Origin of the sequence: Photobacterium sp. SKA34 (assembly GCF_000153325.1) — a bacterium.
Taxonomy (GTDB): Bacteria; Pseudomonadota; Gammaproteobacteria; order Enterobacterales; family Vibrionaceae; genus Photobacterium.
The window spans coordinates 318,465-340,094 of record NZ_CH724144.1; the positions used below are offsets into that span (position 1 = coordinate 318,465).

Here is a 21,630-nt window from a genome sequence, read left to right on the forward strand (position 1 = left end):
TTGACCTAACGAGGCTGTTACAATAAGTAACTAATACCTGATTACTCTTTCGTTGATCGTTAAATAGGTCAAGGAATATCCTAACAATGATTAAATAGAGACTCTTTATATGTCTTCAAAACTTAGCGTCATTTTGCAAGATCAACAGCTTGCCGAACTACTGCTCAACGAAGCGCAGACACGTGGCTTTATCACTGCAATGGCTGCAGCACCTAATATTATTGCCCCAACAGAATGGTTAGCTTTTTTATGGGGTGGAGAAGAAACATCTCCTTTTAGTACGCATGAAGAATTAGAAAACTATGCCAATGCAGTCATCGATATTTTAAATGAAGCACGTACAACTCTCTTTGACAACACTTGGCAATGGCCTGAAGGCTGTGCACTAGACGACAGCCAAATTGTTACCGAAGCGACCAGTAACTTCTGTGAAGGTATGCTTCAGGGTTGGCAACTTGCTCGTGATGATTGGGAAACCATTATGCCACCAGAAAGTGAAGATAATGCCCTACTGGGTGGCGTATTGCTTTCTTTCAGCCTACTGTTTGATCCTGAAACAGCACTTGAAGCATTAAAAGAACAAGAAGCTGATGCCTTAGCGCAATTTGAAGAGATATTTAATGCCATTCCTGTAATGCTATGTGGCTTAACACAACGTGGCGCAATGTTAGTTCAAGACTAGCAATATACACATTCCCCCAAAAACAAAGAAGGCGAACATCTCTGTTCGCCTTCTTTTTTATGACCGTTTGTTACTAATCGTCGCTAATTAAGCAATAAGCTTAAGCATTACCTTTTACTTTTAACTGCAATTCAGCCGCAAAATCTAGCATTCGGTTTAACGGGATCAGTGATTTTTCACGTAGCGATTCATCAACAAAAATTTCATGCTGCTCACCACCATCATTTAATGCGGTATAAATCGCTTTCAATCCGTTCATTGCCATCCACGGACAATGTGCGCAGCTACGGCATGTTGCCCCAGCGCCCGCTGTTGGAGCCTCTACTAATTCTTTCTCTGGCACCATTTGCTGCATCTTAAAGAAAATACCTTTGTCAGTTGCAACAATAAGCTTCTGATTAGGTAGCTCTTTCGCAGCTTTGATAAGCTGGCTTGTTGAACCCACAGCATCAGCTAATGCAACAACACTCGCTGGTGATTCTGGGTGAACAAGAATAGCGGCGTCAGGATATAAATGCTTCATATCACGTAGGGCTTTGGCAGAAAACTCGTCGTGAACAATACATTCACCCTGCCACAACAGCATCTCCGCACCTGTTTTCTTCTGAATATAAGAACCTAAGTGACGATCTGGTCCCCAAATGATTTTTTTATCTTCGCTATCTAAATGCTCAACAATTTCAAGTGCAATACTCGACGTTACAACCCAATCAGCACGTGCTTTTACTGCAGCTGAAGTGTTGGCGTAAACAACAACAGTATGATCGGGGTGAGCATCGCAAAACTCGCTAAATGCATCAATAGGACAACCTAAGTCAAGCGAACATTCTGCATCTAAGGTTGGCATCAATACATGCTTTTCTGGTGTTAGGATCTTGGCAGATTCTCCCATAAAGCGTACACCACAAGTAATTAAGGTGGTGGCTGGATGTTGATTACCAAAACGAGCCATTTCCAGTGAATCACCAACAAAACCGCCAGTTTCTTCAGCCAATGCTTGTATTTCAGGATCGGTATAATAATGCGCCACTAATACTGCATCTTTTTCTTTTAGCAATTGTTTAATTTGCTCGATATATTGCTGTTTTTCAGTATCAGTTAGTCGGGCTGGTTTTGGTGGAAACGGATATACCATCTCTGATGGATCAAATGTAATACTCATTTTTCACTTGCTCATTAGCATTCCTTTAGTGTCCGGACATTATACGCTGGATTTTCCAAATTTCACCTTTAACCAACACAGCTTCGACTTCACAGAAACAAAAAAGCCCACAACAGAAATAACTATTTCTCTGTGGGCTTTTAAAATCAAACCGTAACTGCGTTTATTTTAACTTAGTAAGCGCTGTTTTAGCTTGATTAGCATACGTTGAATTCGGGTATGCTTTGATCACTTCTTGATAATATGTTTTTGCCGCCGCAATATCATTACCACGTTCTGCAATCACACCAAGTTTCAGCAACGCATCAGCGCGCTTACTTGAGTCTTTGGTATCTGCAACCACTTTAAAGTTCGTTGCTGCATCTGCTAACTGATTCTGAGCAAAGAATAATTGCCCCAACCAATAGCTAGCATTCGGCTTGTAGACCGAATTTGGGTAAGCCGTTAAGAAACTTTGGAAGGCTTTTGTTGCGCCTTTATAATCTTTCTCTTTTAAGATCAGATTAACCGCTTTTTCATAGGCCGCATTTTCATCTGTATTACGTGAAAAAGCTTCACTTGATGTCGCTTCTTTTTTAGCGTCCTTAGGCTCAGCTTTCGCTGGTTGGCGGCTCAAATTATCAACTTCGCGATAAATATCACGCTGACGATCAACCACTTTTTTTATTTCGTAGGTATTGCGCTCAACTTTGCCTCGAAGTTCATCAAGATCTGACGACATCTGCTCTAAGCGACGCTGCATTTGTAACTGCACCTGCCCTTGCGCCTCAAGCATACGCTCTAAGCTATCTAAATTCGCTGCCGATACAGGCGCGGCGACCACTTGGGTCGCCGCGCTCATCAGCAACACTAATGCAAGTTTTCGCATTACTTTGTTACTGCTCATATTGGGTTTACCTACATTAGATTAGTAAACTAAAACTGCACGACGGTTTTTCGCATAATCAGCATCAGTGTGACCTAATACTAATGGCTTCTCTTCACCGTAGCTAACAATCGAAAGTTGAGATGCTGGTACACCTAATGCTTGCAGGTACTGTGCTACCGCATTAGCACGACGCTCACCTAACGCAATGTTGTACTCTGGCGTACCACGCTCATCAGCATGACCTTCAACAATTACTTTGATACTCGGGTGGTCACGTAAGTACGCAGCATGTGCTTCTAAAATTGCTTGATACTCAGGTTGAATCTCTGAGTTATCAAACTTAAAGAAAATGGTTTGTTCTTGACGTAATTGCTGCAGTTGCTGCTCAAGCAACTGCTCTTCACTCATGCTTCCAGATGGATCAACCGGAGTAACAATTGTTTGATCAGGTGAAGTACCGCCACCATTAGTACCATTTTGGTTTGCTGCAGAACTGTCTGCACTATCTGTTGAACTACATGCTGCCAATGTCATCATTGGTAACGCAATGGCTAAACTTTTTAAAATTTTGTTCAGTTGCATCTATATTTCCTTTTTAAACTCAGTTGTGCCTCAAAAGGCAAATGAGAATTAACTCAAATTATAAAAATGGGCCCCAAGAAGGTGCTCGTACACGTTTACTTGTTGATGGTAAGCGTGCTTGGAAACGACCATCAATGGATACCAAAGAAAGTTCGTAAGTACCACTATTTTGCGCTGAGCTATAAATAATCATACTTCCGTTAGGAGCAATACTTGGTGACTCAGCAAGGCGTGCCTTTGTCAAAATTTGCATTGCACCTGTTTTAAGATCTTGTTTCGCAATGTTGTAACCGCTATCTGAACGGTTTACAACGACAAGGTAACGACCGTCAGGTGTAATTTGTGGCCCCATGTTCTGAGCACCTTGCCATGTTACACGTTGCGTATCGCCAGTCGCTAAATCTAAATGGTAAACCTGTGGACGACCGCCACGATCAGAGGTGAAGTAAAGAGACTGACCATCAGGTGCCCATACCGCTTCCGTGTTGTTAGCACGGCCATGAGTAAGTTGGCGCAATTGCTTGGTTTTCAGATCTTTAATGTAGATCTGCAAGCTACCGCTTTCAGAAAGTACCATCGCTAATTTAGTACCATCAGGTGAAAACTGTGGTGATCCATTATGGCGAGGGTAATTAGCAACCACTTCACGCGTACCTTTATAAATATCTAAAACATAGATTTGCGCTTTTCCGCTTTCAAAGCTGACATAAGCTAACTTACTGCCATCTGGCGACCATGCTGGAGACATTAGCGGTTGTTTTGATTTCAATACTACACGTTCGTTATAGCCATCGTAATCAGCAACACGTAATTGATAAGGAAACTTCGATGAACGATTATTATCAACGTATGCAATACGCGTTAAGAACGCACCACGTTCACCTGTTAGCTTCTGGTAAATTAAATCAGAAATACGGTGAGCATATTGACGCATACGGTTAGGCTTCACTGACGCTTGATTATTCAATAGTAAATAATCGCCTTTTGCAGCCCCTTCAGTGCCTGCTGCCAGTTTGCCTTTAACAATATCGACTAGCTGATAATTAACGGTGTAATTGCCATCTTGATTCTTAACAATTGTCCCTGTTACAACCGCATCAACCCCCATTTTACTCCATGCAGAGTAATCAATTTGACTTTCATTGTGAGGTAACTGTGGCAATTTACTTTCCGGAACCGGGCTAAACTTACCACTTCGTTGTAAATCTGATGCAATAACTGCAGAAATATCAGTGGGTAGTTTACCTTCACCTTCCCATTGGAAAGGAACAACACCAATTGGGCGTGCAGAATCCACACCATCAGTGATCACTAATTCAAGTTCAGCATGTGCAAATTGGCTAACGCTTAATAGAGCTAAACATAAGCCCATTATCCAACGTTTCATCCATCGCTCCTATTTTATGTTGCACCACAAATCATTTACTGTGGCGTGACTGAAAGTTTGATATTTCTTAATTTTTTCGCAATTTCTGGATCATCAGGCATTGGGAATTGGCTAACTTTTACGACAGCAGATTTTGCCGCGCGACATAATGCACCATCACCACGAGATTGAGTAACATCCAGTACTAAACCATCAGCAGACAAACGCATAGTCAAATTACATTCTTGGCCTTTAAAACTTTGATCAACCAATAAATTTTGTTGAATCATCTGTTTATATATTGCGCCATAACGTGCCACTTCATCAGCAATATGTTGCCCTTTAGCACCACCACGCTGCTCATTTTCAGCTTCAAGACCTGCAAACATATCATTCAATGCTGCTTCTTTTTGCTGATCGAGCTTCTTCGCTTCAGCTGCTTTGCGTTTAGCTTCTGCTTCTGCTTTTTTCTTGGCTTCTGCTGCTTTACGTTTAGCTTCTGCTTTTTTCTTAGCTTCAGCTTCTTTACGTTTCGCTTCAGCTTTAGCTGCTGCTTCTTCTTGTGCTTTTTTCTTTGCTGCTACTTGCTTTTGACGTTCAAGTTCAGCTTGTCGACTTGCCTCTTCCGCTTTACGTTGTTCTTCAAGTTTTTGTTGACGAACTTGTTCCGCTTTTTCTGCAGCCTCTTGTTTTGCTTTACGCTCAGCTTCTACTTTTGCAGCTTCATCGGCTTTACGTTTTTCTTCCGCCGCTTGTTTTTGTTGCTCTGCGACTAATTTACGTTGTTTCTCAGCTTCTCGTGCTTCTTTCTCAGCTTTTAGCTGGTCGGCTTTTAACTGTCTAGCACGTTCAGCTTCATCTTTTCTTTGCTTTTCAGCCGCTTCAGCCTGATCTTCCAGCTTTTTTTTACTCTCTTGTTCAGCTCGTTTAGCCGCTTCCCGTTGATCTCTAATTTGCGTCGCTTGTTGATGAATCATTGCAGGATCGACAACCACCGCTTGAATTGTATTGCCGCCGACATCTGCTTTTTTCTTCGTAAAATCAGCGCCCCAGAGCAATAATCCAATCAACAGCGCATGAATAAATAACGATATAACGGTGGAACCTGTGTAATTGTTATTTTTCATTCTTTAACCTTATTGCTCAAGAGGCTCAGTCATTAGGCCAACAGAGCCGACACCTGCTTGGTTTAAGGCATCCAATGTTTCGATAATATGTGCATAAGGTGTACGACCATCACCTCCTACCATCACTAACGTTTTTGGCTGCGCTGCCATTTGCGCTTTCACACGAGCAAGCACTTCTTGAAGCGATAAGCCCCGTTGCATGTCCGCATTGTCGATACTGACACCAAGGAGTCCATCTTTATTGACTTCCACAATAATTGGTGGAATATCGCTATCTTTATTCAACTCTGCCACTGTTTCTGCCGTGGTGGTTTGTGGTAGATCCACATCTACACCTTGGTTAACAAACGGCGCTGTTACCATGAAGATAATAAGCAATACCAACATAACGTCGATATAGGGAACAACGTTAATTTCCGCTGTCATTTTGCGCTTTTTCGGTTGATAAGCCATTGCTTACTTCTCCTGATTAGCGGCAAATGCTTGGCGGTGTAAAATACTAGAAAATTCTTCCATAAACGTTGCGTATGTATGTTCTAGCTTTGATACTTTATTCGTTAAACGGTTGTAGAACATTACAGCAGGAATCGCAGCAAATAAGCCCATCGCCGTTGCAATCAATGCCCCTGCAATACCTGGCGCAACAGTTGCTAATGTTGGCTGTTTCATAGCACCAAGTGCGATAAATGCAGTCATAATACCCAGTACAGTACCAAATAAACCAATATACGGACTAATTGAACCCACCGTTGCTAAAAACGGTAGATTTGTCTCTAATTCATCAACTTCTTTTGAAAGTGATACACGCATTGCTCGACTTGTACCTTCCATCACAGCTTCTGGCACTTTATCGTTACTTCGGTGTAGACGTGCAAACTCTTTGAAACCTGAATAGAAAATTTGTTCAGAACCCGTTAGGTCATCTTTGCGTGCTTGTACTTCTTTATACAACTGAGATAAATCAATACCTGACCAAAAACGATCTTCAAAATTTGTTGCTTTACGGCTAGCCTCTGACAATACTTGAGATCGCTTGATGATCATTGTCCATGATGCAATCGACATGCCTAACAAAATAAGCATAACCATAATTTCAAGCGCACCTGAATTTAGAATAATATCTAAAACCGTCAACTCTGAGTTCACTTAATTTATCTCCAGTTTTAATTGTTCAGGAAGTGCAATAGGCTTCATCTTTGTCGGATCGACACAAGCAATTTTCACCAATACCTTACACAGCACTTCGTTGTTATTGTTTACTAATTCTTTGCTAAACTCGATTGAAGCTCGTCGTGTATTTTGCGCCACTGTATGTACCATTAATTGATCATCAAGCTTTGCACCACGAAGAAAATCAATATTTAGACTGCGCACAACAAAACTCATGTTTTGTGAGAACAACTGTTGCTGATTTAGACCAACCTTTCTCAAATATTCTGTTCGTGCTCGCTCAAAAAACTTCAAATAGTTAGCGTGGTATACCACCCCACCAACATCGGTATCTTCATAGTAAATGGTTACTGGCCACTTAAAAACATTAAGTTGTTTCATTTTATTACCATTGAGCCGTGGCTATCATTCATATATGCAAAAATATATTGCTGCTACTATACATCAACTTAATATAACGTTGTTAATGAGTGATGCTTTCAAGACGCTATTTTATAGAAAATTAACGCTTCCGTGTCCATTCTGACAATCAAATCACATTTCTGTTCACATACCGTGCGTAACAAACTAAATGAATGTAGTTCCTACCTAATATTTATAAAAAAACGGCTTACTACCACAGTAGTAAGCCGTTTGATTATTCTACAAATCGCCTTTTATTAAAAAAAGTACAATTTAAGAACATACATTAATATCGGAAGTGCGATGATTGGCGAGAAAAATAACTGCCAATACCAGCGATGAGGCACAAAACTCATACCAAAAACCATGGCACTGCATGTTGCCCAAATCATCAACGGCGCAATCACAGGGCCAAAGCCACCAATTGCATCAGCAAACTGGTGTGGCTCCCACATAACTAACCCTGCAACAGTCACTGCCATTGCAATCGCTAATAATTTTAGTGGCAACAACATCAATGGTGCATGTATTGCTTTTATCGCACGATCCATATTACTCACTGTCGTTATCCAGGTTTTCGGTCGTTTCAAGCCACAACGCGTTGACGATACCAAAAGAACAGGCCAGTAGAACACCTAAAATCCAAGCAAAATACCACATTGTTCGTCTACTCCTTAGTACAGTGAAGTTTTGTTGTCTTCGATATATTTAGTATCTAGACGACCAAACATTTTGTAGTAACACCAAGAGGTGTAAGCCAAGATCACTGGAACCATAATAAAGGCAACTACAGTCATAATCTTAAGTGTTAGCTCAGATGATGTTGCATCCCAAATAGTCAAGCTGATGTTTGGATCTAGGCTTGAAGGCATAATGAATGGGAATGTTGCAAAACCAAACGTTAATACCACACCTACAACTGTAAGGCTTGAGAATAGGAACGCAAAACCTGCACGGTCAGCACGTGAGCAAAGCGCAGTTAGTAACGGCATAACTACTGCTAAGATTGGTGCAATCCATAATGCAGGGTAGTTTGCGTAGTTTATAAACAGTGCACCCACTTCGCGAACTACATCTTTCGTTGTTGGATCTGAAGGCGCGTTTTTCACTATTTCAGATGTGATCACGTAACCATTAACACCGTGAGCAACAAAACCAGCAATCACAAACACTACAGCCATCGCTACAGCAGACATTGCAGCCACGTTACGAGAACGTGCGTGAATAGCATCTGTTGTTTTCATCTGTAAGAATGTCGCACCTTGAGTCACGATCATCAGTAAGCTAACCACACCACACAATAATGCGAATGGATTTAGCAGACCGAAGAATGAACCCTTATAAGTTGGGATCAAGTACTCGTTTAGCTCAAATGGAACACCTTGCATTAGGTTACCGAACGCAACACCGAAGATCACAGGTGGTACAAAGCTACCTACGAAGATTGCTTTATCCCAAAGGCTACGCCATTTTGGATCTGTCAGCTTTGAACGGTAATCGAAGCCAAGAGGACGAAGCCAAAGTGCAGCTAGCGTCAGGATCATTGCAACATAAAAACCAGAGAATGCTGTTGCATAAACTAGTGGCCATGCTGCGAACAATGCACCACCAGCGGTGATTAACCATACTTGGTTACCATCCCAGTGAGGCGCAATCGAGTTGATCATTACTCGACGTTCATTATCTGTTTTACCAATAATATGAGATAGAATACCTACCCCCATATCAAAACCATCAGTGATTGCAAAACCGATACATAGTACACCGATTAGTAACCACCAAATTAGTCGCAAGCTTTCATAATCAAACATTACTTGTTTCTCCCTGCTTACGCTTCAACCTGACGTGAAACCACATCTTGTGGTGCGTCATTTTGTTCAAAGTGGTAACGACCTGTCTTCAAGCTACTTGGACCAAGACGAGCGAATTTAACCATTAGGTAAACTTCAGCAACTAGGAATGCTGTGTAAAGCGCTAAAATTGCTGCTAGTGAGAACCAAATATCAGATGGAGCCAAGTTAGAAGCAGCCATGTGAACAGGTAAAATTTCACCTACAGCCCATGGTTGACGACCATACTCTGCAACAAACCAACCGGCTTCAATTGCAATCCAAGGTAGTGGAATACCAAATAACGCAGCTTTTAGTACGAGTTTATTACCCGTGATCTTATGACGACAAGACTGGATAAATGCAGCACCAATAATTACGAACATTAAGAAACCAGCACCCACCATGACACGGAAGCTAAAGAATAGCGGCCATACTTCAGGGATTGAGTCATCGACTGCTTTTTGAATTTGTTCAGGTGTCGCATCAACAACTTTGTCGGTGTATGGCTTAAGTAGTAAACCGTAACCTAGGTCTTTTTTCACTTCATCGAAAGCTGCAATGTTTTCTGGTGTCTTATCACCCGATCGTAATTTCTCTAGTAGGCCGTATGCAACCATACCGTTACGAATACGTACTTCGTGTTCTTTCTTAAGATCACGGATACCCGTTACTTGTGTATCAAGAGAACGTGTTGCAATGATACCCATTAGGTAAGGGATCTTAATTGCGTAATCAGTTTCCATTGTTTCTTGATTAGGGAAACCAAATGCAGTAAATGCCGCAGGTGCTGGCTCTGTGTGCCATTCTGCTTCAATCGCTGCAAGTTTTGTTTTCTGAACGTCGCCTAGCTCGTAACCTGACTCATCACCAAGAATCATTACAGATACAATAGATGCCATACCGAATGCAGCAGCAATTGCAAATGAACGACGAGCGAATGCAATATCACGGCCTTTCAGCATGTAGTATGCACTAACACCCAGGATAAACATTGAGCCACATACATAACCTGATGCTACAGTGTGAACGAACTTCACCTGTGCTACTGGGTTAAGTATCACATCTGCAAAGCTCACCATTTCCATACGCATTGTTTCAAAGTTGAAATCAGCGCCTACTGGGTTTTGCATCCAACCGTTAGCAATAAGAATCCATAGTGCGGAGAAGTTTGAGCCAAGAGCGACTAACCAAGTAACAGCAAGGTGCTGACGCTTAGATAGGCGATCCCAACCAAAGAAGAACATGCCGACTAACGTTGATTCTAAGAAGAATGCCATTAGTGCTTCGATTGCCAACGGCGCGCCGAAGATATCACCAACATAGTGAGAGTAGTATGCCCAGTTTGTACCAAACTGGAACTCCATAGATAGGCCGGTAGCCACACCAAGAGCAAAGTTAATCGCGAAAAGCTTACCCCAGAACTTAGTCATGTCCTTGTAGATTTGCTTTCCGGTCATTACATAAACGGACTCCATGATGGCTAATAAAAAAGCCATACCTAGAGTTAATGGAACGAACAAAAAGTGATACATCGCTGTTAGAGCGAACTGTAACCGCGATAGTTCGACGACATCAGTTAACATTGATAACTCCTTTATTCACCAGCTGACTGGTGACAGTACTTCATATGTACCGATTATTGGGTTTAGCTTCATGTAGAAAACTTATTGCAATCTTGCCGACCTTCCTGATCACTTGCTAATAATTACAAGCATCCATGTTGTGTTGCAATATTGTTTAAATAAATTTAAAAATACGTAATTCTACAGCTAATTTAGTCGTGGCTAATATTACAGATATTAATTGCAATCTTCAAAGAGTTTATTACGCGTTTTGCTTTGACAAATATCAATAAAAAATGAGCTTGGTAGTCAGTACGCATTTATATTTGATTTAGATCAATTTACGAAAGATTTTGATAGGAAGAGTGAATTTGGAAGTATAAAACAATGAATTATAATTGCTCCTATGGTGAAATATTGTTCTTTTTCCTGTACTTAATTAATTATGATAGCTCAATGTGGTGAATCAATCTTTTGCTTTGTCTTTGTTATAACTTGATAAAATTTATGAATAATCTAAGAAGATTATCAAATCGCCCTCTATAATATCATTCATTTTCATATAAGGTATCGTGACTGACGTTCAAATATCTATGTTAAACGTAACTTTTTTATTTTTTAATAAATATCAGCCTATTAATGTATAAAATCAAACCGCCAAAACAATACAGATTAAGCGTTCCGAATTTGTGACATTGTCTCGTTTTATATTTATTATAAGTTTTCACCTAATAAAAATGAAAACTATAATCATATTTTTGATAATAACTAAAATATATAAATACTATTTGAATTATGAACAAACAATCTAATTGATATTTAAATTACTAACACGACAAATAAATACCAAATTAAAATAACAATAAATTCACAATATGACAAAATTATTAAACAAAAAAAGCGTAGCTTTAATCGCCACGCTTTATTTTTCTTGATTAGTTTTTGCTACTTCGTACTTTCCGGGAGGTCTAAACCAAAATGAAGATATGCACGATGTGTCGCTATACGTCCTCTTGGTGTCCGTTGTAAATAACCTTGCTGAATCAAATACGGTTCAAGTACATCTTCAATTGTATCTTTCTCTTCTCCAATAGCTGCTGCTAAGTTATCTAAACCAACAGGACCTCCCATAAACTTTTCAATAATAGCTAATAGGAGTTTACGGTCCATATAATCAAAACCGCTGCTATCAACATCAAGCATATCTAATGCTTTGTTGGCGATATCAGGGCAAATATGTCCGTTACCTTTTACTTCGGCATAATCTCGCACACGGCGTAATAAACGATTAGCGATACGTGGTGTACCACGAGCACGCATGGCCATTTCCATTGCGCCGCCCTCTTCCATTGATAATCCTAAACATTTAGCACTTCGGCCTACAATGTCTTTGAGATCTTCTACTTTGTAATACTCTAAGCGCTGGGTAATACCAAAACGATCACGTAAAGGCGAAGTTAATGAGCCTGCTCGAGTCGTTGCACCTATTAAGGTAAAGGGAGGTAAATCAATTTTAATCGATCGTGCTGCTGGGCCTTCACCAATCATAATATCTAATTGGTAATCTTCCATTGCAGGATACAGTACTTCTTCAACCTGAGGGCTTAGACGATGTATTTCATCAATAAATAACACATCGTTTTCTTCAAGGTTAGTGAGCAGTGCTGCCAAATCACCGGCTTTTTCAAGTACAGGGCCTGAGGTTGTACGAATACTTACCCCCATTTCATTGGCTACTATATTTGCAAGCGTTGTTTTACCTAACCCCGGAGGGCCAAAGATCAATAAATGATCTAAGGCTTCATCACGCATCTTTGCCGCTTTAATAAATATTTCCATTTGATCGCGAACATGATCCTGTCCTTGATAATCATCAAGTAATTTAGGTCGTATTGCGCGATCAATTATATCGTCTTCACGGGTTGTTTCGAAATTACCAGAAACCAGTCGATCAGCTTCAATCATCTTTAATGCCTATACCCAACTTACAGGGTTATACCATTGAGCGTAGTGCATCACGAATAATCGCTTCACTACTCATCTCTGGTTGTGTGACTTGAGAAACCACTTTCGCGGCAATTTGTGGTTTATAACCCAATGCAACCAATGCACTCACCGCTTCATCCTCAGCGCGAGCTTGATTGGATGGATCTTGGATCGGCGCATTTGATGCTGCGGTATCAAGTGTAGGCGTAAATAAGTCACCTTCACCCCACCCTTTTAAGCGATCTTTCATTTCAACAACTAAACGTTCTGCTGTTTTCTTGCCGACACCGGGTATTTTAACTAGCGTAGTCACATCTTCTAATTCAACGCTGCGAACAAATTGACTTGCAGTCATAGCAGATAGAATTGCTAAGCCTAATTTAGGCCCAACACCGTTCGCTTTAATTACTTCACGGAATAACTCACGTTCACTTTTCTTATTAAAGCCATACAGTAGTTGCGCATCTTCTCGTACCACAAAGTGAGTAAAGATAATGGCTTCTTGGCCGATCTGTGGTAACTCATAAAAACAGCTCATCGGCATCTGTACTTCATAACCAATGCCACCGACTTCAAGTAATACTTCAGGTGGCTGCTTTTCAATTACAATTCCGCGTAGTCGACCAATCAAAACATCATCTCTATAGTGAATTTAAACTGGCACTAGAATAGTAAAGAACTGGATAGACATCCAGTTCTTTATCGAATTTACGAAGAGTGAGAAACAACCTGATCAAGTTGTTGTGTTAAATGACGAACGGCAACCACTTGCTGATTTAATTCCGTACCGTGCTGTGCAACTATTGCAGCCACACTTTGAGTATTCACCACACTATTAGCAACTTCACTGCTCGCTTCATCCAGCTCTTTTAATGCGGTTGATTGAGCAGCCATCAAACCCGATAACCCTTGCACATCTTGAGAAATCGTTGTGACTTGTTGAATAATGTTATTCATCCGTTCAGTACTGGCATTAATCACCCCCTGACCGTGCCGCACTTCCTGCTCACTACGATCCAATAGATGGCGGATCTCAACTGCGGATTCACTACTTTTCGCTGAAAGCTCCCGAACTTGATCTGCGACAACCGCAAACCCTCTTCCCTGATCTCCTGCACGCGCTGCTTCTATCGCGGCATTTAGTGCAAGCAAATTTGTTTGTTCAGCAACAGACGTAATTAAGTCTGCCACTTTCATAATCTCATCATGACTATTAATGATCTGACTGATCGCTTGAGTTGAATTTTCTAAATGCGTCGAACTTTTTTGAGCTAATTCATGAACCACGTCGCTTTTTTCACGTAACTCCTCAACAAACTGACTTGAGCTCTCAATTCCGAGGACCATTTGGTGTACTTGATGGCTCATTTGTTCAGCAGCGCTGGCTTGTGATTCACTATTAATATTAAGTTCGTTGACTTGGATATCTAATTGCGACGATTGATTAGCTAAGCTATAGGACACTTGTTTTAACTGTTCAGAGTTATTATTCGCTTGGAGTAATACATCAGATAGACGTAATTCTCCTTGCGTTGCTTTACTGGCCTCTGATTCACTTTTTAGCTTTGCTTTTTCGGCACGATTAATGGCTATATCACGTTGTTTCGCCGTAAAAGCTAGTGCAATACAAATAACAACCAATGGCAATACGGTCCCAGACCAAACCTCAATTTGCTGTGCTGTTTGAGATAAAGAAAGCTGTGGAAATGAAACTCCCTGAATGTGTTGGTAAGTCATGTAAGCCGAAACACAAATGATCAAGCTACTCCAAAGAATAGCCATAAGGCGAGTTGCCGAGAGGAAGAAAGAGACAACTAACAAAGGCACCCAATAAGTCTGTGTTGAATCAACAACACCACCACTTTGATAAATGATATTCAGCGCGTGGATTGCCATACCAATGAAGCCTAAATTTAAAGACATTAAAGGCTGCTGAAGCCAACGCAGGCTAGAAATAACAAGGAATTCTAATACGATCAATATGACAGAAGTAAAAACAAGATTATCATGACCATGGTTTGACCATTTAATAAAACTATAGATACCAACGAGAAAAGCTATAAAAGTAAATAAAAAGAGGATATCGGCTTGGCGTTGTTGTGCTGTTGTCCATTGAGGCTGGCGCGGCATAAATATACTGCGCCATAAAGTGGCAGGGTTCATAATCACTTCCTTGCTTATTATCATTAGACCTCTGACCACTATAGATAGTTAACATTTCTATAACAAATATCTTAAGAAATATATGTCTTAAATGTCTCATCTTTAATAATAGTAAACCTCTTAACGATAACGCCCCTTTCGTGCACCCGTCGCTTTCCCTGCCATAGCCACTAAGGTTTTATGGGTATGCGCGTGACAAATCGCAACAGCTAAAGCATCAGCAGCATCAGCTTGAGGCTTACCTGCTAGCTTTAATACGGAACAAACCATATGTTGTACTTGCGCTTTATCAGCACCACCGTTTCCCACTACCGCCTGTTTGATTAACCTTGCAGCATATTCACTTACCGGCAAATCTGCATTTACCGCAGCAACAATTGCACTACCTCGCGCCTGACCTAATTTAATCGCAGCGCTGGCATTTTTGCCCATGAACACTTCTTCAATAGCAAAAAAATCAGGCTGAAATTGAGTGATCACTTCAGACACTCCTGCATAGATTTGCTTTAATCGTCCAGGAATACCAGGCTCTGAAGTGCGAATACAGCCGCTTCCTAAATACTCTAAATTACGTCCAACCTGACGAATTACCCCATACCCCGTAATACGAGAGCCTGGGTCTATACCTAAAATTATTGACATTTTTCACTACTATCAGTAGCAATTATTCAAGCGTAGCTGCTACTTCATCTGACATGTCACCGTTATGGTAGACTTCTTGAATGTCATCCAAATCTTCTAATGCATCAATTAAGCGTAATAATTTAGGTGCTGTTGTTGCATCTAACTCAGCTTTCGTTGATGGCATTAAGGTTACTTCTGCATTTTCTGCTGTAAAACCTGCGGCATCTAATGCATCTTTTACCGCACCAAAATCAGCTGGCGTAGTGTAAACATCGATTGAACCATCGTCATTAGTTTCAATATCGTCAGCGCCAGATTCTAACGCGACTTCCATAATGGCATCTTCATCTAAACCCACCGCATAAGAAATCACGCCTTTTTTATCAAAAAGGTAACTTACACTGCCATCCGTTCCAAGATTGCCACCCGCTTTAGAGAAAGCATGACGTACGCCGGATACGGTTCGATTTCGGTTATCAGTTAAACACTCAACCATTACCGCCGTACCCGCAGGACCATAACCTTCATAAATGACAGTCTCAACACCATCATCGCCTTCACCACCAGCGCCACGTGTAACTGCGCGGTTGATGGTATCGCGAGTCATGTTATTTGATAGTGCTTTATCAATGGCTGCACGTAATCGAGGGTTATTTTCTGGCTCACTGCCGCCTTCTTTAGCGGCTACGGTAATTTCACGAATTAACTTAGTAAAAATTTTACCGCGTTTAGCATCTTGAGCGGCTTTACGATGTTTTATATTGGCAAATTTACTGTGTCCAGCCATGTTATCTCCAATCAGGCAATGTTAATTTTTTTGCTTGCATGAAAACATAAACCAAATAAGACCTTAAAGCGAACAAAACACTTTTACCAAATCAGGTATACAGCAGAAAGTGATCAACAAAAGACAAAAAAGCCGATGTCTTATAAGCTTTCACTAAAAAGTGGCAAATAAGTCATCGGCTTTTATTACAACAAATTAATCAGATCACTCTGCGTCTTTTGCTTCTTCGTCTTTCTTAGCAATTTTAACCGCAATAGATAATTCTTCTAGTGCTGCTGGGTTTGCTAGGCTTGGCGCATCAGTTAATAGACATGCTGCTGCTGTTGTTTTAGGGAACGCGATAACATCACGGATGTTGTCTGTACCACAAAGAAGCATTACAAGACGGTCAAGACCAAACGCAAGACCTGCGTGCGGTGGCGTACCGAACTTCAGAGCGTCAAGTAGGAAACCAAACTTCAAACGCTGCTCATCAGCAGAGATACCTAAAATATCAAATACTGTTGATTGCATATCAGAGTTATGGATACGTACTGAACCACCACCCACTTCATAACCATTGATTACCATATCGTACGCATTTGAAAGCGCCGCTGCAGGGTTAGCCGCTAGCTCTTCTGGTGTTAGGTTTAGTGGTGATGTGAATGGGTGGTGCATTGCAGATAGTGAACCATCTTCGTTCTCTTCGAACATTGGGAAATCAACAACCCAAAGTGGTTTCCATGCTGACTTGTCTGTTAGATCTAGATCTTCACCTAGTTTCAGACGAAGTGCGCCCATCGCTTCTGTTACAACACGCTTGTTGTCAGCACCGAATAGGATGATGTCGCCAGATTCTGCTTGAGTGCGCTCAAGAAGATTAGCAACCACTTCTTCGTTAAGGAACTTAGCAACAGGAGATTGAACACCTTCAAAACCTGCTGCGCGGTCGTTAACTTTCATCCATGCAAGGCCTTTCGCGCCATAGATACCCACGAACTTAGTGTATTCGTCGATTTGCTTACGGCTTAGCTCAGCACCACCAGGTACACGGATAACCGCTACACGACCTTTTTCATCGTTTGCTGGACCTGAGAATACTTTGAAATCAACATCTTTAACGATGTCTGCAACATCAACTAGTTCAAGTGGGTTACGTAGATCTGGCTTATCAGAACCGAAACGACGCGCTGCTTCTTCGAAAGACATGATTGGGAATGTGCCTAGATCTACGTTTAGTAGCTCTTTCCACATTTCAGTGATCATCTTTTCAGTTACAGCACGTACTTCTTCAGCTGTCATGAAAGACGTTTCGATATCGATCTGAGTAAATTCAGGTTGACGGTCAGCACGTAAGTCTTCATCACGGAAACACTTAACGATTTGGTAGTAACGATCAAAACCAGACATCATTAGCAGCTGCTTAAATAGCTGTGGTGATTGTGGTAATGCGTAGAAGTTCCCTTTGTGAACACGACTTGGTACTAAGTAATCACGCGCGCCTTCTGGCGTTGCTTTTGTTAGTACTGGTGTTTCAATATCAAGGAATGCATTGTCATCTAAGAAACGACGAACGAAGCTTGATGCTTTTGCACGTAGCTTAATACGATCACTCATTTCTGGGCGACGAAGATCTAAGTAACGGTACTTTAGACGCTGCTCTTCAGAGTTCTTCTGATTGAAATCAAGCGGTAATGCTTCAGAACGGTTAATGATTTCAAGGCCAGTTGCATAAACCTCAACTTCACCTGTTGCCATGTCTTTATTACATTGGCTTTCAGGACGCTCACGCACTTCACCCGTTAGACGAATACAAAACTCGTTACGTAATTGGTTTGCTAGTGTGAAGATCTCAGTCATATCAGGATCAATAACAACCTGAACCACACCTTCGCGATCACGCATATCAATAAAGATAAGGCCGCCTAAATCACGACGACGGTTTACCCAGCCGCATAAATCGACTGTTTGTCCTGCAAGGGACTTGTTCAGGTGTCCACAATAATGGGTGCGCATAAGAAATTCCCAATCTATATACTTTACATTCCTGCGTTTAGTGTCGATAACGCTAAACGTCAGGTGAATTCAATCCCGACCGCTTGCTGTCTAATTTATCGTCTAAATTGGATAGCAAGAAGGCCAAGAGGCAAAAATAACGAGGCATTATACCCAAACAGCCTCAATAAGCGAAGTGATCCGACGGTAATTCATCACCAATTCGTTATGACGACTTTAAAGTCTTATTATGAGTAAATATCTACGGCGATTTAGACTTTTACAAACAAAATCACGTAAGATAAATCATCAATCTCTACTTAATAAGCCCAAGTATTATTATGTCTTCATCTTCTGATTTATCTTTACCGTTATATCTTGGGTTATCTCAATGGTCACACAATCATTGGCAGCAAAGCATATACGGTAAGGGCTGTAAAAATGGTGACCGTTTAGCTCGCTATGCTGAGATATTTCATACAGTGGAAGGTAATACCACCTTCTATGCTATTCCAAGTATGACAACAGTAAAGAACTGGAACGATTCCACACCAGAATCGTTTCGTTTTACCTTTAAAATTCCCCAAACCATCACCCATCAGCAGCAGCTTCGTCATAGTAATCAAAGCTTGGTGGATTTTCTCAATACCATGTCGCCGGTTGAGGAAAAAACTGGTTGCTGGATGATCCAACTCCCAGCACGTTTTGCACCTAACGATCTGCCATTACTTGATGCTTTTCTAGATCAATTCCCTAAACACGTTACGACTGGTGTTGAAGTGCGTCATCCGGCATTTTTCGCTAAAGGTGAAGAGGAAAAAGCACTAATCGAATGCTGTTAGAAAAAGGCAGTAACCGCATTATTATGGATAGCCGTCCTGTCTTTTCAGCCATAGCGAATACAGAAGCGGTGATTGATGCACAACGTAAGAAACCTCGCGTGCCAGTCCATGCAATCGCAACCGCTAATAATCCTGTGATCCGCTTTATTGGTCATCCTGATGATGCTTGTAACGATCCTTTCTTTGTTAATTGGTTACAGCGTCTACCGCTGTGGATAGCTGAAGGTAAAACACCGTATTTATTTATTCATACACCCGATAATAATCGGGCGCCAGAATCGGCTCTGCGTATATATAAAAGCTTACAGCAACAAATATCATCAATCATTGCTCTGCCTGATGTTAAATTACCATTACATCACCAACAGGATCAGCAAATTAAACTTCTATAATAACTTACTAACGCGAGCTATCAGTGTGGCTCAACAATGTTATATTTATTGAAAATTTTCGCACTGATACTAGCAACCACTTGGTTTAGTTCTGGTAATGTTTCAAGCTTAGAATTAGAAATAAATATTCCAATAAACAATGGCTGATGATGTTTATTCCATACCATTGCCGTCAGAGTTCGTGAGCCATTAACACCGCCACCACTACGATCAGCGATCTTCCACCCTGTAGGTAATACTGCTCGTGCCAAACCATCAGATACCATATTATTGGTCATCCAAAATTTTAATTGGACTTTACTTTCACTATCTAACACTTTTCCTGTTAGTAATTTTTTAATGGTATTCATCATGGCAATTGGCGTGGTCGTATCATTTTCCGCCCCTTTTTCAACATAGTTTAACTTAGGTTCAAAATGATCAAGGCGCGTTGTTTTATCACCAATCATTCGTAAAAACTTAGTCACTCCATGCGGACCCCCCACCTGACCCAATGCTAAATTAGCCGCATAATTATCACTCATTAACATTGCAGCCCCACAAACACTATTCAGTGACATTTGACCACCAACAAAATTTTGGGTAACAGGATTCCAATTAATAAGACCGGCTTTGGTTACCTTGATTTTATTGGTCAAACTTAACTTATGCTGTTGCACGTCATATAACACATTAGCGCAAGCCAACGTTTTAAATGCACTCATCATTGGAAACCTTTTATTTCCATTAAAATTCCAGGATGTATTTGTTTGTGAGTCAAAAACAGCAACCCCAATGTTGCCGTCAATTTGCTTTTCCATTTGACGTAATGTGATATTTAATTCTGAGGCCAAAACTGAACATGAACATAAAGAGATCAAAGTGAATAAAAAAAACTTTTTCATTGTTATATTTCCGAGAATAACTTCGTGAAAGCAAATATTAATCAATTGATAACATTCATCACAACACACCATTTCTACTAATAGATCCAAGTTTTTCTTAGGCCTAAATAGCTAGATTAACTTTGACATTGCCTTAAAATACCTCAAAAATATCATGCTTTTTACGCAAGTTGGCTCACAGAACACCATGAATCTAAATCAACTCCCATTAAATTCATTACGCGCTTTTTATGCATCAGCGAAGCATCAAAGCTTTACGAAAGCTGCAAATGAACTCTTTGTGACTCAAACCGCTGTAAGCCAACAAGTCAAGACTCTTGAGAGTCGACTTGGGGTAACCTTATTTAATCGTATGCCTAGAGGAATTAGCCTGACATCTGAGGGGGTAAAACTCTATCCTGTTGTCGAAAAAGTGTTTTTAGAGCTCACGGTTAACCTTGATAACCTCAAATTTGGTTGTACAAGAGAGCTAGTTAATATTGGTGTTGTTGGTACATTTGCACTGAATTGGCTACTTCCAAGATTGAATGATTTTTATCATCATTACCCTAATATTGACTTGAGAATATCTACCAATAACAACATTGCAGATGCTTTTTCCGAAGGGCTAGATTACGTTATTCGCTTTGGTCGTGGTCACTGGCATGGCACTGAAGCTGAATTATTGTTTAATGCCCCTTTTACTCCCCTGTGTAACCCATCGATAGCAAGCCGATTGCATCATCCCCAAGATCTACTTGGATATACCCTACTCCAGTCTTATGATGTTCATGAATGGGAGCAATGGTTAAAACAAGCCAGCTTAAAAACAAATATTAGTAAATCCCAGACAATCACTTTTGACTCAACAATCTTAATGGTTGAAGCAGCAATTAAAGGATATGGTATTGCGTTAGCACCACCACAAATTTTCCATGAAAAAATCATCCAACGTCAAATAGTGCAACCCTTTAATATTTATTTAAATAAAGGTGGTTACTGGCTAACACGTCTTGAAGCAAAACAAGAAAAAGTCCAACACATTACTTTTAAACGTTGGTTATTTGAACAAATCAGCTCATAGTTTCTATCTAGAAATAATATCCAAACTACAAACTGTACAAAGCCTCACATCCGCTCCTTAAAATGTCCCGGTTAAATATGTGAACAACAATTATTAAAGACAAATGGTGCTATTTTCTCTACAATACGCGACCTTTCAAAGGTGATGGATCGCCTGAGTATC

At 40.6% G+C, this 21,630-nt stretch carries 21 protein-coding genes and 1 pseudogene; 3 read left to right on the plus strand and 19 right to left on the minus strand.

Going from position 1 to position 21,630, the window contains the following annotated elements:
- The first annotated feature begins 109 nt into the window (after nucleotides 1-109).
- A complete protein-coding gene (locus tag SKA34_RS17775) occupies nucleotides 110-682 on the plus strand; it encodes a UPF0149 family protein (RefSeq protein ID WP_006646905.1) in 573 nt (190 codons plus the stop codon).
- A 100-nt stretch (nucleotides 683-782) separates the two neighbouring features.
- Here SKA34_RS17775 and nadA read toward each other — a convergent pair whose 3' ends face one another.
- From nadA to aspS, 18 genes are all read right to left on the minus strand, one after another.
- Nucleotides 783-1,844, minus strand: a complete 1,062-nt coding sequence (gene nadA / locus SKA34_RS17780) for a quinolinate synthase NadA (protein WP_006646906.1) — start codon at nucleotides 1,842-1,844, stop codon at nucleotides 783-785.
- Nucleotides 1,845-2,007: 163 nt separating this feature from the next.
- Nucleotides 2,008-2,730 carry a tol-pal system protein YbgF gene (ybgF, locus tag SKA34_RS17785; protein ID WP_006646907.1) on the minus strand — a complete coding sequence of 241 codons (723 nt, stop codon included), beginning with the start codon at nucleotides 2,728-2,730 and terminating at the stop codon, nucleotides 2,008-2,010.
- A gap of 21 nt (nucleotides 2,731-2,751) precedes the next feature.
- Complete coding sequence (gene pal, locus SKA34_RS17790) at nucleotides 2,752-3,294, minus strand: peptidoglycan-associated lipoprotein Pal (protein WP_005370689.1); 543 nt, start codon at nucleotides 3,292-3,294, stop codon at nucleotides 2,752-2,754.
- Between the two features lie 58 nt (nucleotides 3,295-3,352).
- On the minus strand, nucleotides 3,353-4,681 hold the full coding sequence (gene tolB / locus SKA34_RS17795; RefSeq protein ID WP_006646908.1) for a Tol-Pal system beta propeller repeat protein TolB: 1,329 nt from the start codon (nucleotides 4,679-4,681) through the stop codon (nucleotides 3,353-3,355).
- Between the two features lie 35 nt (nucleotides 4,682-4,716).
- Complete coding sequence (gene tolA, locus SKA34_RS17800) at nucleotides 4,717-5,787, minus strand: cell envelope integrity protein TolA (protein WP_006646909.1); 1,071 nt, start codon at nucleotides 5,785-5,787, stop codon at nucleotides 4,717-4,719.
- A gap of 9 nt (nucleotides 5,788-5,796) precedes the next feature.
- The gene (gene tolR / locus SKA34_RS17805; RefSeq protein ID WP_006646910.1) at nucleotides 5,797-6,240 is read right to left on the minus strand and encodes a protein TolR; all 444 of its coding nucleotides are present in this window, start codon (nucleotides 6,238-6,240) and stop codon (nucleotides 5,797-5,799) included.
- A gap of 3 nt (nucleotides 6,241-6,243) precedes the next feature.
- The gene (gene tolQ, locus SKA34_RS17810; RefSeq protein ID WP_006646911.1) at nucleotides 6,244-6,933 is read right to left on the minus strand and encodes a protein TolQ; all 690 of its coding nucleotides are present in this window, start codon (nucleotides 6,931-6,933) and stop codon (nucleotides 6,244-6,246) included.
- A complete protein-coding gene (ybgC, locus tag SKA34_RS17815; protein ID WP_006646912.1) occupies nucleotides 6,934-7,338 on the minus strand; it encodes a tol-pal system-associated acyl-CoA thioesterase in 405 nt (134 codons plus the stop codon). It lies immediately after the preceding gene.
- 278 nt (nucleotides 7,339-7,616) lie between these two features.
- Entirely contained in the window at nucleotides 7,617-7,910 is a 294-nt protein-coding gene (locus SKA34_RS17820) for a cyd operon YbgE family protein (protein ID WP_006646913.1), read from the minus strand.
- Nucleotide 7,911: 1 nt separating this feature from the next.
- Nucleotides 7,912-8,019, minus strand: coding sequence for a cytochrome bd-I oxidase subunit CydX (cydX, locus tag SKA34_RS22680; protein WP_006646914.1), 108 nt, complete (start codon nucleotides 8,017-8,019; stop codon nucleotides 7,912-7,914).
- Between the two features lie 14 nt (nucleotides 8,020-8,033).
- On the minus strand, nucleotides 8,034-9,170 hold the full coding sequence (cydB, locus tag SKA34_RS17830) for a cytochrome d ubiquinol oxidase subunit II (protein WP_006646915.1): 1,137 nt from the start codon (nucleotides 9,168-9,170) through the stop codon (nucleotides 8,034-8,036).
- A gap of 17 nt (nucleotides 9,171-9,187) precedes the next feature.
- Nucleotides 9,188-10,774 (minus strand): cytochrome ubiquinol oxidase subunit I, encoded by a 1,587-nt coding sequence (cydA, locus tag SKA34_RS17835; protein ID WP_006646916.1) that lies wholly within the window; start codon nucleotides 10,772-10,774, stop codon nucleotides 9,188-9,190.
- A gap of 924 nt (nucleotides 10,775-11,698) precedes the next feature.
- Complete coding sequence (gene ruvB, locus SKA34_RS17840) at nucleotides 11,699-12,718, minus strand: Holliday junction branch migration DNA helicase RuvB (RefSeq protein ID WP_006646917.1); 1,020 nt, start codon at nucleotides 12,716-12,718, stop codon at nucleotides 11,699-11,701.
- A 28-nt stretch (nucleotides 12,719-12,746) separates the two neighbouring features.
- Nucleotides 12,747-13,370, minus strand: a complete 624-nt coding sequence (ruvA, locus tag SKA34_RS17845; protein WP_006646918.1) for a Holliday junction branch migration protein RuvA — start codon at nucleotides 13,368-13,370, stop codon at nucleotides 12,747-12,749.
- 77 nt (nucleotides 13,371-13,447) lie between these two features.
- The gene (locus SKA34_RS17850) at nucleotides 13,448-14,902 is read right to left on the minus strand and encodes a methyl-accepting chemotaxis protein (RefSeq protein WP_006646919.1); all 1,455 of its coding nucleotides are present in this window, start codon (nucleotides 14,900-14,902) and stop codon (nucleotides 13,448-13,450) included.
- A 120-nt stretch (nucleotides 14,903-15,022) separates the two neighbouring features.
- Nucleotides 15,023-15,544, minus strand: a complete 522-nt coding sequence (gene ruvC / locus SKA34_RS17855; protein ID WP_006646920.1) for a crossover junction endodeoxyribonuclease RuvC — start codon at nucleotides 15,542-15,544, stop codon at nucleotides 15,023-15,025.
- Nucleotides 15,545-15,566: 22 nt separating this feature from the next.
- Complete coding sequence (locus SKA34_RS17860; RefSeq protein WP_006646921.1) at nucleotides 15,567-16,313, minus strand: YebC/PmpR family DNA-binding transcriptional regulator; 747 nt, start codon at nucleotides 16,311-16,313, stop codon at nucleotides 15,567-15,569.
- Between the two features lie 204 nt (nucleotides 16,314-16,517).
- Complete coding sequence (gene aspS, locus SKA34_RS17865) at nucleotides 16,518-18,308, minus strand: aspartate--tRNA ligase (protein WP_006646922.1); 1,791 nt, start codon at nucleotides 18,306-18,308, stop codon at nucleotides 16,518-16,520.
- 320 nt (nucleotides 18,309-18,628) lie between these two features.
- Here aspS and SKA34_RS17870 point away from each other — a divergent pair.
- Nucleotides 18,629-19,521 (plus strand): annotated as a pseudogene (locus SKA34_RS17870) (DUF72 domain-containing protein).
- A gap of 20 nt (nucleotides 19,522-19,541) precedes the next feature.
- Here the strand turns inward: SKA34_RS17870 and bla are convergent.
- The gene (gene bla, locus SKA34_RS17875; RefSeq protein ID WP_232284291.1) at nucleotides 19,542-20,495 is read right to left on the minus strand and encodes a class A beta-lactamase; all 954 of its coding nucleotides are present in this window, start codon (nucleotides 20,493-20,495) and stop codon (nucleotides 19,542-19,544) included.
- 97 nt (nucleotides 20,496-20,592) lie between these two features.
- Between bla and SKA34_RS17880 the strand changes: the two genes are divergently transcribed.
- Complete coding sequence (locus tag SKA34_RS17880; protein WP_039860822.1) at nucleotides 20,593-21,468, plus strand: LysR family transcriptional regulator; 876 nt, start codon at nucleotides 20,593-20,595, stop codon at nucleotides 21,466-21,468.
- Nucleotides 21,469-21,630: the final 162 nt, after the last annotated feature.

Excerpts from the sequence above, each read along its gene's own strand:
- nadA (WP_006646906.1), bottom strand. The coding sequence starts at position 1,844 with ATGAGTATTACATTTGATCCATCAGAGATGGTATATCCGTTTCCACCA.
- SKA34_RS17880 (WP_039860822.1), top strand. The coding sequence starts at position 20,593 with ATGAATCTAAATCAACTCCCATTAAATTCATTACGCGCTTTTTATGCA.
- SKA34_RS17775 (WP_006646905.1), top strand. The coding sequence starts at position 110 with ATGTCTTCAAAACTTAGCGTCATTTTGCAAGATCAACAGCTTGCCGAA.
- tolA (WP_006646909.1), bottom strand. The coding sequence starts at position 5,787 with ATGAAAAATAACAATTACACAGGTTCCACCGTTATATCGTTATTTATT.
- aspS (WP_006646922.1), bottom strand. The coding sequence starts at position 18,308 with ATGCGCACCCATTATTGTGGACACCTGAACAAGTCCCTTGCAGGACAA.
- ruvB (WP_006646917.1), bottom strand. The coding sequence starts at position 12,718 with ATGATTGAAGCTGATCGACTGGTTTCTGGTAATTTCGAAACAACCCGT.
- cydX (WP_006646914.1), bottom strand. The coding sequence starts at position 8,019 with ATGTGGTATTTTGCTTGGATTTTAGGTGTTCTACTGGCCTGTTCTTTT.
- cydB (WP_006646915.1), bottom strand. The coding sequence starts at position 9,170 with ATGTTTGATTATGAAAGCTTGCGACTAATTTGGTGGTTACTAATCGGT.
- SKA34_RS17820 (WP_006646913.1), bottom strand. The coding sequence starts at position 7,910 with ATGGATCGTGCGATAAAAGCAATACATGCACCATTGATGTTGTTGCCA.
- SKA34_RS17850 (WP_006646919.1), bottom strand. The coding sequence starts at position 14,902 with ATGAACCCTGCCACTTTATGGCGCAGTATATTTATGCCGCGCCAGCCT.
- tolR (WP_006646910.1), bottom strand. The coding sequence starts at position 6,240 with ATGGCTTATCAACCGAAAAAGCGCAAAATGACAGCGGAAATTAACGTT.
- cydA (WP_006646916.1), bottom strand. The coding sequence starts at position 10,774 with ATGTTAACTGATGTCGTCGAACTATCGCGGTTACAGTTCGCTCTAACA.
- tolB (WP_006646908.1), bottom strand. The coding sequence starts at position 4,681 with ATGAAACGTTGGATAATGGGCTTATGTTTAGCTCTATTAAGCGTTAGC.
- ybgC (WP_006646912.1), bottom strand. The coding sequence starts at position 7,338 with ATGAAACAACTTAATGTTTTTAAGTGGCCAGTAACCATTTACTATGAA.
- SKA34_RS17860 (WP_006646921.1), bottom strand. The coding sequence starts at position 16,313 with ATGGCTGGACACAGTAAATTTGCCAATATAAAACATCGTAAAGCCGCT.
- pal (WP_005370689.1), bottom strand. The coding sequence starts at position 3,294 with ATGCAACTGAACAAAATTTTAAAAAGTTTAGCCATTGCGTTACCAATG.
- ybgF (WP_006646907.1), bottom strand. The coding sequence starts at position 2,730 with ATGAGCAGTAACAAAGTAATGCGAAAACTTGCATTAGTGTTGCTGATG.
- ruvC (WP_006646920.1), bottom strand. The coding sequence starts at position 15,544 with ATGTCAATAATTTTAGGTATAGACCCAGGCTCTCGTATTACGGGGTAT.